Source organism: Chryseobacterium sp. AG363 (assembly GCF_003610675.1).
GTDB lineage: Bacteria > Bacteroidota > Bacteroidia > Flavobacteriales > Weeksellaceae > Chryseobacterium > Chryseobacterium cucumeris.
Genome location: NZ_RAQF01000005.1, coordinates 63,469 through 76,524, shown reverse-complemented (window position 1 = coordinate 76,524; position 13,056 = coordinate 63,469). Strand labels below are relative to the sequence as shown.

Below are 13,056 nucleotides of genomic sequence, written 5' to 3'. Positions count from 1 at the left end.
CTATGAACCCATCACAAAAGTCTGCCTATTTACCATCAAAAATAAACAGCAGTTCAGAACTTTTCTACACTCTGTTTTCTCCGGAGACAACAAAAGCCACCCTTATCATTGTTCACGGTATGCAGGAACACAGCGGAAGATATGCAGAGATTGCAGAATATTTTGCGTCTCATGGAATTGCTGTATTGACCTATGATCACCTGGGACATGGAAAATCGGTAAAGGACAAAAAAGACATTGGTTTCTTTCAGCTTGAAAAACCGGATGAAAGGCTTGTAGCAGACGCAGAAATGATGGCAGATTATCTTGCAGAACAATATCCGGATGTCCCCCATTTTATTCTGGGACATTCTATGGGATCTTTTATTACACGATGTCTTCTTCAAAAAGCAAGCAGTAAATTTTCCGGAGCTATCATTACAGGAACCGGCGGACCTTTACCGGGAATCGATATATTGAGAGGTTATTTGTCATTAGCCACAGCTATCGCTCCTCGTCACCGTACTTTTTTGAATTCTGTTTTTACGAGCGTCAATAACAAACATTTTAAAAAGGATCAAGATTTCAGTGATACCAGCTGGCTCAGTGTAAATCCTAAAAACCGACAAGCTTTTGAAAAGGATGAACTTTGTGGAATTCCGTTTACTCATAATGCTTTTTATACTTTATTTACCATTTATAAAAAAGCGACAGCGAGAAACTGGGCTGCACCTATTTCTAAATCATTTCCTTTTTTATTCGTAAGCGGACAGAAGGATCCGATCGGTGATTTTGGAAAAGGAGTCATGCAAACCGTCAACAACTTAAAAATTGATGGTTTTCAAAATGTGGACGTGAAAATCTATCCGGATATGCGTCATGAGATTTTAAACGAATCCATAAGAGAACAGGTTCTGAAGGAAATCCATAACTGGATCTTAAAATAATAAGAACAAAATAAAAATTCCAGATAGCATTGATCTGGAATTTCTGTATAAGTTTCGGCTAAAGCCGATGGAGTTGTTTTGATGTTGAAGGCGGGCTAAAGCCCACCCCTATTGAATATCTAAAGGATTTTGTCTGATTTGCAAGAAATATAATAATTACCCCAGCATCAATTCTCTTTCAATTCCAATCTCCTGAAGAAAAACTTCATCATGGGAAATCACCAGTAGAGTTCCATGATAATCTTTTATAGAATTGGTGAGAATTTCCACATTCTGGAGATCTAAATTATTCGTAGGTTCATCAAGGATAATCATATCGGGTGCTTTATTACTAATGGAAAGACCGCAAAGAAGCAACCGTAAACGCTCTCCGCCACTTAGCATTCCACATTTTTTGTCCCAGGTATCTTTCCAAAATAAAAATCTGGACAGTAATGTTTTCACTTCGGATTCCTGCATGGCATTGTCATTGAAAGTCTGTACAAAATCGTAAAGCGTTGAATCATTATCAATAAGGGAATATTCCTGGTCAATATAGATACTGTTGAATTCTGTCTTATTTATTTTTCCTTCCAAAGGTTTAATATTTCCCAACAGAAGCTTTATCAGGGTAGTTTTTCCGGAACCGTTTGAGCCTTTCACTGATATTCGGTCTCCGCTTCGCACCTCCATACTGATGTTTTCTTTCCAGAGTTTTTCTTTTCCGTAAGTGAAATTAATATCTTCAACGGTAACAAGGATCTTTCCTGAATGTAGATTGGAATCATTAAAATTAACTTTCATCTGATCAGAATTCTTTAAGGAGGAACGCAGATCTCTTAAGTCACCGGAAATCCCACTAATTTTCTCTGCGTGTACATTTTTAAGTTTTGAACTGTTTTTTTCAGCATTATTCCGAAGCGTATTCATCATAATTCTGGCTACTCCGGATTTTTCCTGCTTCCCTTTACCTCTTGCATCCAGTTTTTGCTTTCGTTCCAGAGTTTCCCGCTCCTTTTCTTTTGCTTTTTTCAGAGCACGTTCTTTGGAATGGATATCATTTTGCAATGCTTCCTCCTCCACTTCTTTCTGTTTGGCATAAAAGTCATAGTTTCCACCATAAGTTGCAATTCCCTGATTGCTTAATTCGAATATGGTATCTACAAGATTGAGCAAAATACGGTCGTGGCTTACGATAACCACTGTTGCATCTGTTTTGTCAATAAGATCATACAAGAGTTTTCTTCCTTCCCTGTCCAGGTGATTGGTCGGTTCATCCAATACGATAATATCAGGTTGGTTGATCTGAATTCCAGCGAGAAAAACTTTAGTCTTCTGTCCTCCGCTTAGGTCTTCCAGTTTTTGAGTTAATTCAAAATTTTCGAGCCCCCAATGCTCCAAAGCATTCTGGCATCTTTCTTCAATATCCCAGTCGTCATTGAGCGTTTCAAAATATATTTCGTCCACCTCTCCATTGGTAATTTTTTGAAGAGCATGGAGTTTCTGATCTATCCTCAGGCATTCTGCAATGGTAAGATCATTTAAATTTCCAAACATCTGCGGTACATAAAAGATATTACCCCGGATATTGGTATTGCCGTTTAGAGGCTGTATTTCTCCCGCGATTATTTTCAGCAGGGTTGATTTTCCCACGCCATTACTCCCTACCAGAGCAGATTTGGTATGAGACTGTATTGTTAAATTGATATGATTAAATAGAAGATTTCCTCCCGGAAACCCAAAGGATATATTTTGCAGTAAAATCATGATTTCTTTCTTAATAAAGGTTGAACACCAGCAACATTCTTGTTACCGTTTTATTGAGTCTGAAAGAAATGATATCCTACATGTCTGTTTTTTTGGGTTTTGAAAGAACAAAGATACTCATTTTTCTGAATATTTGTTTTCATCAATAATCAGGACATTTATCATTATCCTTTTCTTCCTTATTTCAAACACCTGCTTTTCAAAAGTATTTTTAAAATCTATTTTTTGAGGCTATACCATTCTATCTCATTAAAAAGCTTGTTGTTATGAATGTTTAAACAGACTTCATCAGGATATTGAATTTTGTGATCCGGAAAACATCAAACTTTCAAACTGATAAAAACAGGAAAGTATTTTAATCAAAAATCCGTAACTTTGCCAACTACTAAAAATTTTATGGAAAGCATTAAAGTTCACGACAAAACTTTCGTTCCTTATTTAAAGGATGCCGAAATTCAGGAAATTGTAAAAGAGACAGCGTTAAGAATTTATGAAGATTACAAGGATGAAGTTCCTGTTTTCATTGGGGTGTTAAATGGAGTGGTGATGTTCTTCTCTGATCTTTTAAAATATTACCCGGGAGAATGCGAAATTGCCTTCATTCAAATGAGTTCTTATGTAGGAACAGAATCTACAGGGATCGTTTATCAGAAAATGGAGCTTACTAAAGACGTAAGAGACCGTCATATTATTCTTGTGGAAGACATTGTAGATACAGGAAATACCGTTGAAAGTCTTTTCAAATATTTCAAAGAAACACAACGTCCAAAATCTGTAAAACTGGCTAGTTTCTTATTGAAACCTGAGATTTACAAGAAAGATTTCAAACTGGATTATATCGGAAAAGAAATCCCGAACAAATTTGTACTTGGATACGGGCTGGATTATGATGAATTAGGAAGAAACCTTCCGAATTTATATCAGTTGGAAGACGGACAAATCAACCATTAAATGCTGTTGGCTATTAGCTGATAGCTTTTAGCTTAAAATTATATAAAGAAATAAATTTAATAATAACTTAAAAAAGCTGAAAGCAAAAAAGCAAGCCGCCAAAAGCCACAAGCCGGAAGCAAAATGCCCATTGCTGGAAGCGTATCAACATTATGATAAACATTGTTCTGTTCGGCCCTCCAGGAAGTGGAAAAGGAACACAAGCTCAGAATCTAATCGAGAAATTCAATTTAAAACAGGTTTCAACAGGTGATCTTTTCAGATACAATATGAAAAATGACACTGAACTTGGAAAACTGGCTAAGTCATACATCGATAAGGGAGAATTGGTTCCGGATCAGGTAACAACAGATATGCTGATCGACGAGATCAAAAAACCTACTGATACCAACGGTTTTATTTTTGACGGATATCCAAGAACAACTGCTCAGACAGAAGCTTTGGAAACCATCGTTAAAGAAGTACTGAATGATGAGATTGACATCTGTCTTTCATTGGTAGTAGAGGACAAAATTTTGGTTGAAAGACTTCTGAAAAGAGGTGAAACCAGCGGAAGATCAGACGACAGCAATGTAGAGATCATCGAAAACAGAATTAAAGAATATTATACCAAAACAGCAGAAGTTGCCGAGCTTTATAAGCAGCAGGGTAAATATGTAGAAGTAAACGGTGTTGGAGAAATTGATGAGATTTCCCAAAAACTTTTCGCTGAGGTAGAGAAAATTAAATAATCGGGATATGGCAAGGGATAAGAAGTTTCATCCCTTCAACCCGCAACACAAACTATATGTCTAACTTTGTAGATTACGTAAAGATCCATTGTAAAAGCGGACACGGAGGTGCTGGTTCTGCCCACCTTCGCCGTGAAAAGTATATTCCTAAAGGTGGTCCTGACGGTGGCGACGGAGGTCGTGGCGGACACGTCATCATGAGAGGAAATGCTAATGAATGGACTTTGCTTCCACTCCGATACACTCGTCACATAAAAGCTGAACGAGGTGAAAACGGAGCGAAAAACCAGCTGACAGGAGCTGACGGTTCTGATATTTATATTGATGTTCCAATTGGGACTATCGCTAAAAATGAAGAAGGTGAAATTATCGGAGAAATCCTTGAAGATAAGCAGGAAATCATTTTGATGCAGGGAGGAAAAGGAGGAAAAGGAAACGAACATTTCAAATCCTCTACCAACCAAACTCCAAGATATGCTCAACCCGGAATGGATGGTGAAGAAGGCTATGTGGTTTTCGAACTTAAAATTTTGGCCGATGTAGGACTTGTTGGATTTCCAAATGCTGGAAAATCTACACTTTTAGCATCTGTTTCTGCGGCAAAACCAAAAATTGCCAATTATGCTTTTACCACTTTAACTCCTAACCTTGGGATTGTAGATTACAGAAATTACAAATCATTTGTAATGGCTGATATTCCCGGGATTATTGAAGGAGCAGCAGAAGGAAAAGGCTTAGGACACAGATTCCTGAGACATATTGAAAGAAACTCTATCCTTTTATTCTTAATTCCGGCTGACTCTGAAAATCATTTCCAGGAGTTTAAAATTCTTGAAAATGAATTGAAAGAATATAACCCAGAATTACTGGATAAAGATTTCATTGTTTCTGTTTCAAAATCTGATCTTTTGGATGATGAACTGAAGAAGGAAATTGCAGCAGAGTTCCCGGAAAACAAACAGCCTCTGTTCTTCTCAGGTGTTACCGGAGAAGGTCTTATGGAGCTGAAAGATGCTATCTGGAAACAATTGCACGGATAGAAATACATTGATTTATCAGTTTTATTTTGAAAATAGAACTGCATTATAAAACAACAGCCTTAGGAGAACCTGAGGCTGTTTTCATTTATACAATTTCTTCCATTCAATATTTTAAACCATTAAGAATGGATATAAGAAATGAAGTAAAGTTAAGATGAATCATCCTGATTTCTTAAGCATACGGCAAAGCTTATCTTTATATTCTTAACACCTTAATACAATCTTAATGGTTCAAAAAAGCAAAGGCTTAAACAACTTTCCTTTTCTATATTTAACATAAAAACATAGTAAGATGAATACTTTTGGAACAATTATTGGGAGACCTTTTCAAATTGAAAAAACTATGAAATATTTGTTAGCCATTTGTGCATTTGTATTGTTAACATCGTGTATAACTTCTCAAAAAGTAAGTTCAAAATATACTAAAATTGAATATGAGGCTACTCCATGTTTTGGATTCTGCCCTGTTTTTACAATGACAATCAATCCGGACAGAACTGCAGTTTTTGAAGCGGAACATTTTAATTTTAATGATAAGCCTTCAAAAGATGAGTTTTCAAAGCCCCGTGAAGGTACTTTTAAAGGAACCATTAAAGAAGAAGATTACAATAAATTAATCAGTTTACTTGATGACTTACATGTAAAAAGTTTGAATGATAAGTACGGTGAACACAATATTACCGATCTTCCAACGTCTTATTTAAGAATCAAATTTGCTGACGGAACTTCAAAAAATGTGGAAGATTATGGAAAACGTGGAAGTGAAAAGCTTTCGGAAGTGTATCAGTTTTTTGAAAACTTAAGAAAGAATCAACAATGGGATAAAGTGAAATAGCTTCACTAAAATATTTAAATTATCTTTGTAAAAGTAATTCCTTCGTTTGGAGGAATTATTTTTTTATAAAAACTTTTAATCATTTAAAAATAAATATGAAGAAGAACATTTTCTTTATCACAGTATTTGCTTTCTCAGCAATATTTAAAGCACAAGAAAACACAAAAGATCAGGCATCTATGAGCTTTGGCGTCAAGGGAGGATATTCATTATCCAATATGAAGTTTTTTGGAACCGGGCTGGATTCAAAATCCTATTTTTATTTAGGTATTGCAGCAGAGCAGCCTTTATCTTCTAAATTTGGCTTACAGGCTGAATTACTATATACTCAATTGGGTGGTAAAGACGCTTATCCCTGGTATGAGTTGGTAGGCAATGAAGTAGTAGACGTGGGTGATATGCACTTTGATTACAAATTCAACCAGATACAGGTTCCCATTTCAGTAAAATATTATATTGTTCCAGAGCTTTCTGCTTCTGTAGGGATGAACTTAGGATTTAATATATCATCCAAAGTAAAAATGAATACTGTTTTTGATGAGGCTGAAACCCACAATTACGAATCTTTAAAAACCTTGAACTTATTTCCTTTTCTGGGTGCAGAATATAAGATTAATCAAAAGTTTTTTGTTGACGCCAGATACAATTTCAATTTTATAGAAATGAATAGAAGCAATGCTGTTCCTACTAAAATTGGATTTCTTCAGGCTGGTGTAGGATATAGATTTAAATAAACTGCGGATATGTAACAGAAAAAAATGGCGGCTCACATTCGGGTTGCCATTTCTATTTTTCAATAAGCAATAAGTCTAAAAAAAGTGGAATAAGATACTTAAAAATATTTAGACTACCTTTGCAGAATGTAATTCTTTCAGACTGAAGGAATTTTTATTTAAATTTTAAAATAATTCATTTGAATTTTACAGACTTAAACTTAATAGAACCTATTGCAAAAGCAATTCAGGAACAGGGATACACGACTCCTACTCCTATCCAGGAAAGATCTATTCCTGATATCCTGGAAGGCAGAGACTTTTTAGGTTGTGCGCAAACAGGAACAGGAAAGACAGCAGCTTTTTCTATCCCTATTTTACAGAATTTATCTAAAAATAAAATTCCCAATAAACATATAAAAGCGTTAATCCTTACTCCCACCAGAGAACTGGCGATTCAGATTGAGGAAAATATTAATGCTTACGGTAAATATCTTCCCTTAAAGCAACTTGTTATTTTCGGAGGAGTAAAACAAGGAAATCAGGAAGCAGCTTTGAGAAAGGGTGTTGATATTCTGGTAGCAACTCCGGGAAGACTTCTGGATTTTATTGCACAAGGAATCATCAGCCTGAAAAATCTTGAGATTTTTGTTCTTGATGAGGCAGACAGAATGCTGGATATGGGTTTTGTACATGATGTAAAAAGAATCATTAAACTTTTACCTCAGAGAAGACAGACTTTATTCTTTTCAGCAACAATGCCGACTGAAATTCAGAAACTGGCTAATTCGATCCTGAATAATCCGGTAAAGGTAGAGGTAACTCCGGTTTCTTCTACTGCAGATACTATCAAACAATCTGTGTATTTCGTAGAAAAAGACAACAAACTGAATTTGCTTTCTCATATTCTTCAAAATGATATTTCAGACTCTGTATTGGTTTTTGCAAGAACAAAACACGGTGCAGATAAGATTTCCAGAAAGCTTCAGAAGGACAATATCTCCGCAGAAGCGATTCATGGTAATAAATCTCAGAATGCGAGACAGAATGCGTTGAATAATTTTAAATCCGGAAAAACAAGAGTTCTTGTAGCGACTGATATTGCTGCCAGAGGGATTGATATTGATGAGCTGAAATTCGTGATCAATTTTGAGCTTTCTGATGTTTCTGAAACCTATGTACACAGAATCGGAAGAACAGGAAGAGCAGGAGCCGAAGGTAATTCTATATCTTTTGTAGACGGACTTGATCTTTTGAACTTAAAGAATACTGAAAAACTAATTGGAAAGAAAATTCCTGTAATCAAGGATCATCCGTTCCATACTGATGACCTGGTAGCACAGAAAAGGGATTCTAATAACAAACCTGTAGCTGCAGGGGGTGGAAAACCTAAAACAGGTAATGGTAATAATTCAAGGCCAAATAATAACCGTAAAAAGCCTGCAGCGGGGGCTTCAGTAGGGTTTAAAAAACCTAAGAATAAGAATTTCACCAGAAAAAAATAAAAACGAAACCCTTTTCAAAAACGAAAAGGGTTTCTATTTATCTTAAAGTTCAGAATTTTATAATTTAAAAAGATTCTTGGCATTTTCTGTCGTGATGCGGTCTATCTCAGAAAAATCTTTTCCATAGATATTCACCAGCTTTCCGGCAACCAGGTCCAGATAAGAGCTTTCATTCCTTTTTCCTCTGTGGGGAACCGGTGCCAGGTATGGAGAATCTGTTTCCAAAACAATTTTGTCCAACGGAACTTCATTCAGAAACTGGTCTATTTTTCCGTTTTTAAAGGTCACTACTCCACCGATTCCTAAAATGAAGTTAAGGTCAATAGCATGCTGCGCCTGTTCGAGATTCCCTGAAAAACAATGGAAAATTCCTCTTAGTTTCGGGTGCTTTTTTCGTTCTAAAACTTCAAAAGTCTCATCAAAGCTTTCTCTGGTGTGGATCACAATCGGAAGGTCTCTTTCTATTGCCCAGTCAATCTGCTGTTCAAAAGCTTTTACCTGAATATCCAATGTCGTCTTATCCCAGTACAAGTCAATTCCGATCTCTCCAATTGCTGGAAAATGTCTTTGATCAAGATATTTTTTTACAATTTCAAGTTCTTTTTCCCAGGATTCCGGTTTTACATAGCAAGGATGTAATCCCATCATTGAAAAAATCTGTCCCGGATATTCTGTTTCCAGCTGCAGCATTTTTTCATGTGATTCAGAATCAATAGCAGGAAGATAAAATTCTGTAATTCCTTTATCTACTGCTCTTTGAATAGCTTCTTTTCTGTCTTCATCAAATTCTTCTGCGTATAAGTGTGTATGTGTATCAATCATTTTATTTAAAATTTCAATAGATCTTCGTAAGGATTTTCAAGTCCCAGCAATATTCCGAAAGCGGGCTCCGTTTTTATTCCCTGTTTTTTAAGTTCTATTATTCTTTGTTTAAATTCTTCTCCTTTTTCTTTTAATATTTTGTATTCGGCCATCATATGAAGATAAGCGTTCTGCTGTTTTGTAGGCTTATTCTGTCCAAAGATCTCAATGGGAAACCCTTCCAGCATAAAATTTAAAGTCATGCATTTTTCCCCGTTTACAATAGGATATTCCACTTCTACATCGTGAGGAATAAGCTGACAAAATAGTAAATCATCCAGAAAATCCTGTTCATATTTTAAATCCACCTCGAAAATAAGATCCAGATCACTTCCTTTGATGTCAATCTCTATAGGAACAGTTCCTGCTAAAATAGGAGAATAGTCCTTCAATTTATCAAAAACACGATATTTTGTAAGAATTTCGTAAGCTTTTTTCTGTCTTTCATTTCCATCTTTCAGATAGTCAATTCTGGTGAAATCAAGCATTTAAAATATTCTATGTTTTACTTTTTTACGCTGTACTTCAATTCTCTGATCCAGTTTTTCTCTGAACTCGATAAACTTAGGATCTTTCTTATCACTGGTTTTATGTTCCAGGGCTCTCATAATCTTAAAGTTTTCTTTGATAAAATTCTGAGTTTCTTCTGAAAAATAAGATTTTCCAAACTTCTCAAAAATATAATTTACCGCCTGTGTACTAGGATGAATCATATCTTCTTTATAGAAGCGATAGTCCCGGAGGTCATCCATCAAAATCTCATAGACAGGCAGATAATGACAGTCTTCAAAGAGAGAAATAGACTCGTGGATAGCAGTGATTAATTTGGACTTACTTAACTGATTTTCTACCATTCCATCTTTGGTATGCCTTACAGGTGAAACAGTAAATAAGATTTGTACTCCTTCTTTACAAATATCTTTAAGATCCAGAATCGTCTGGTAAATTGAAGTGGTGAGTTCCTGATGAGATAGCAGTCTTTTCTCAAAAAACTTTTGCGGAATTTTATGACAGTTGGCTACCAGCTTGTTCTTGGGAAGGAATTCATAAATAAATGAGGACCCGTAGGTAATAATAATCCAGTCGGCTTCCTGAAGAAAGGCATTTCCTGCTTCAATAGCTCCATTAATCTTATCCAGGGTCTGATGAATATAACGGGTATCAAAACTGGTATGATGATCCAGAGATATATATTCTTCATTGTAAGTGATCAGTTCCTCTTCTGCGTAAAATGCAGAGTCATGTAATCTGTTGACTGCATTATTAATAGAAAAAGGGTTAAAAATAGTTCCAAAAGGATTATTAAGGGTCTGAAGTTGTCCGTCCTGGAGTAAATCCGTCATTTCAGAGGCAAAACATGAGCCTATTGAAAATATTCTATCTTCAATTTCAATCTTCTTTTCTGATGCGGGAATATCAACTTCTGTTCTGAATTTCATTGTATAAGGGTTAGGTTGCAGGAAATAAGTAGCGGACAAATTACTGTTACCTGCTACCTATCATCTGCTGCCTATATTAACTTTCTCTTCTCAACAAATAATTGGCCAGTTCAATAAAAGGTTTTTTCTTTTCTTCCGGCACATCAATTTTCTGAAGATAACTTTGTCCAATCTCATTATGTTTTTCAATCAGACGTAATGCTTTTTCATCTACTTTTGTTCTTCTGAAGATCTTTTCTACTCCATATACTTTATCAACATTTTCAGTCTTCTTAGAATACCAGTAGTCCAATTCTTTTCTTTCTTCGTCTGTAGCGTGTTCTCTTGCTAGCAGATACAGAACAGTTTTCTTGTTTTCGTAGATGTCTCCGGCATGTTTTTTACCAAACTGCGCCTGATCTCCGAATACATCAAGATAATCATCCATAATCTGGAAGGCAATTCCGATATGTTTTCCGAAATTGAAAATAGCTTTGGCATCTTTAAAATCTGCTCTTGCAATCAAAGCTCCGATTTCAAATGAAGAAGCACTTAATACCCCGGTTTTATAAGTAATCATTCTGATATAGTCATCAAAAGTAACATTTTCCTGAGTTTCAAAATTAATATCGTACTGTTGACCTTCGCATAACAGAAGTCCTGTATGGGTAAATATTCTGATACATGCCTTGAATATTTCAGGTTCCAGATCCTCAAAAAACTTATACGCTTTCAACATCAGTCCGTCTCCGGAAAGAATTCCTACATTAAGCCCGTGTAAAGTATGAATAGTAGGCTTGTTCCTTCTTAAAGGAGCCTCATCCATAATATCATCATGGATCAGGGTGAAGTTATGGAAAAACTCGATAGCCAATGCCGGCTTGATTGCCTGCTTAAGATCTCCACCGAACATATCACATGCCATTAACACCATAATAGGACGAAGGCGTTTTCCACCATGGGAAATAATATAGTTCATCGGATCATAGAGCTCCGAAGGTTTATCTTTAAAAGTATATTTAGTGATGGCATCTGCAACAATCTGCTGGTATCTGTCTAAAAATTCCATAAAATCTTATAATTTGAACAAAAATACGATTTTCCAAGGCTTTATAAAACAAAAAAACATCGTTTTGATGAGGATTTTTATGATTATTCGCTATTCTAAAAAATTATTAAATTTCTTCTTATTTTTTTCAATTCTTTTTCTGTACTCTGGAGTATTAATTTTACCCTGGGAAGGGTCATTAATGTATTCTTTACGCTTTTCTATGTATTGAGCTTGAGTAATCAACAATCCTTTTTTATATTCTATAGGTAAATTCGTTTTAGTTATAGAAAGAAACTCAAAATTAAAATATTTTTTTTCATCGCTGACCTCTAAAATCAATCCGGGAAGACCTTTAAACTTATAAGGACCATCATTAACAGGTATTTCATGAGTAAACCATGCTATATATATTCTCTTTCCAACTTTAGCAACAGCTTTTGTACATTTATATCCTTGAATAACTTTAGTTATCAAGTTATCAATCTTCCAATGAATGTTTTCTGTACGAAAGGTATAAAAGTCATTACCTAAGTGATTTGATATGTAGATAGAATCATTATCCTTATAAACACAATGTCTTACTTTCGATTGTAGTAATTTACCTGGTTCTACAATACTGCCAGTCTTTATTGCAGTTTCCAGCTGTTTCTTAAAACCATCAGAAAATGCTTTATAATTCTCACTATAATAAACAGATTTGTTACTATTAGCCAGGAGTATCATTGGTTCTGAAACAACGCTTTCTATATTCAAAGTATCCGTTATATATGAAAAGTTGTATCTGACTTCCAGTATAGAAATATCTCTTTCTAATTTAGGAGATTGACTTTTAATAAAGATTAAAAGAAAATAAAAAAATATACCTAATTTTTTTTTCATAAAAAAATAAATACAAGGTAGGTCAAACAGCTTCAGAAAACATTAAACAGGCGGATTCTCATAGCTGGCATGGCCACAATCCTGTTGATTATACATTTCCCATTCATTATTTACACAATCATACGTATCGAAATCAGTATCTAGAACAGTTTGATAAGTAGTTCCACAAACAGTCTTTAGTGTTATTAAATAACGTGTAAATAAAACGGCTTGGGCTGTTTTTTCATTCTTAAAATTAAAATTATTGGCTTTAATAAGTGCTGCCAACATAAATGCTGAAAGAAGTAATAGTTTTTTCATTGTAATTTGTATTAATAAACTTTTTTGTTCAAAAGTATTGCAAAGTGTTTATCTAATGTATAAAACAAATAAACTATAAAACAATAGAAATCAACAAAAT

14 protein-coding genes are annotated in these 13,056 nt (G+C 34.9%); 7 read left to right on the top strand and 7 right to left on the bottom strand.

The genetic code is table 11. The annotated features are described in order from the left end of the window. The first annotated feature begins 2 nt into the window (after window positions 1-2). Window positions 3-926, top strand: a complete 924-nt coding sequence (locus DEU39_RS18800; protein ID WP_120232974.1) for an alpha/beta fold hydrolase — start codon at window positions 3-5, stop codon at window positions 924-926. Window positions 927-1,082: 156 nt separating this feature from the next. Here the strand turns inward: DEU39_RS18800 and DEU39_RS18795 are convergent, their stop codons facing one another. Beyond that, complete coding sequence (locus DEU39_RS18795) at window positions 1,083-2,672, bottom strand: ABC-F family ATP-binding cassette domain-containing protein (protein WP_120232973.1); 1,590 nt, start codon at window positions 2,670-2,672, stop codon at window positions 1,083-1,085. A 396-nt stretch (window positions 2,673-3,068) separates the two neighbouring features. Here DEU39_RS18795 and DEU39_RS18790 point away from each other — a divergent pair, with 396 nt between their 5' ends. The 6 genes from DEU39_RS18790 (at window position 3,069) to DEU39_RS18765 (ending at window position 8,447) form a co-directional block, all read left to right on the top strand. Further along, on the top strand, window positions 3,069-3,623 hold the full coding sequence (locus DEU39_RS18790; RefSeq protein WP_047374145.1) for a phosphoribosyltransferase: 555 nt from the start codon (window positions 3,069-3,071) through the stop codon (window positions 3,621-3,623). Window positions 3,624-3,775: 152 nt separating this feature from the next. Further along, on the top strand, window positions 3,776-4,354 hold the full coding sequence (locus DEU39_RS18785) for an adenylate kinase (RefSeq protein ID WP_034697446.1): 579 nt from the start codon (window positions 3,776-3,778) through the stop codon (window positions 4,352-4,354). Window positions 4,355-4,410: 56 nt separating this feature from the next. After that, window positions 4,411-5,394, top strand: a complete 984-nt coding sequence (gene obgE, locus DEU39_RS18780) for a GTPase ObgE (protein WP_076596748.1) — start codon at window positions 4,411-4,413, stop codon at window positions 5,392-5,394. 343 nt (window positions 5,395-5,737) lie between these two features. Next, window positions 5,738-6,229 (top strand): DUF6438 domain-containing protein, encoded by a 492-nt coding sequence (locus DEU39_RS18775; RefSeq protein ID WP_120233171.1) that lies wholly within the window; start codon window positions 5,738-5,740, stop codon window positions 6,227-6,229. A gap of 95 nt (window positions 6,230-6,324) precedes the next feature. Beyond that, window positions 6,325-6,963: a porin family protein gene (locus DEU39_RS18770; protein ID WP_120232972.1), complete on the top strand. Its 639-nt coding sequence runs from the start codon at window positions 6,325-6,327 to the stop codon at window positions 6,961-6,963. A gap of 179 nt (window positions 6,964-7,142) precedes the next feature. Beyond that, a complete protein-coding gene (locus DEU39_RS18765; protein ID WP_062676423.1) occupies window positions 7,143-8,447 on the top strand; it encodes a DEAD/DEAH box helicase in 1,305 nt (434 codons plus the stop codon). A 57-nt stretch (window positions 8,448-8,504) separates the two neighbouring features. On the opposite strand, the gene DEU39_RS18760 is transcribed toward DEU39_RS18765, so the two are convergent. The 6 genes from DEU39_RS18760 to DEU39_RS18735 all read right to left on the bottom strand — a co-directional run bounded on the left by DEU39_RS18760 (window position 8,505) and on the right by DEU39_RS18735 (window position 12,956). After that, entirely contained in the window at window positions 8,505-9,269 is a 765-nt protein-coding gene (locus DEU39_RS18760; RefSeq protein WP_120232971.1) for a TatD family hydrolase, read from the bottom strand. A 5-nt stretch (window positions 9,270-9,274) separates the two neighbouring features. Continuing rightward, window positions 9,275-9,796: a DUF4269 domain-containing protein gene (locus tag DEU39_RS18755; protein WP_120232970.1), complete on the bottom strand. Its 522-nt coding sequence runs from the start codon at window positions 9,794-9,796 to the stop codon at window positions 9,275-9,277. After that, the gene (locus tag DEU39_RS18750) at window positions 9,797-10,747 is read right to left on the bottom strand and encodes a GSCFA domain-containing protein (protein ID WP_120232969.1); all 951 of its coding nucleotides are present in this window, start codon (window positions 10,745-10,747) and stop codon (window positions 9,797-9,799) included. A 76-nt stretch (window positions 10,748-10,823) separates the two neighbouring features. Then, window positions 10,824-11,795, bottom strand: coding sequence for a polyprenyl synthetase family protein (locus tag DEU39_RS18745; protein ID WP_062676428.1), 972 nt, complete (start codon window positions 11,793-11,795; stop codon window positions 10,824-10,826). A 90-nt stretch (window positions 11,796-11,885) separates the two neighbouring features. Further along, window positions 11,886-12,656: a GLPGLI family protein gene (locus DEU39_RS18740; protein WP_120232968.1), complete on the bottom strand. Its 771-nt coding sequence runs from the start codon at window positions 12,654-12,656 to the stop codon at window positions 11,886-11,888. A 42-nt stretch (window positions 12,657-12,698) separates the two neighbouring features. Then, window positions 12,699-12,956 carry a hypothetical protein gene (locus DEU39_RS18735; RefSeq protein ID WP_120232967.1) on the bottom strand — a complete coding sequence of 86 codons (258 nt, stop codon included), beginning with the start codon at window positions 12,954-12,956 and terminating at the stop codon, window positions 12,699-12,701. Window positions 12,957-13,056: the final 100 nt, after the last annotated feature.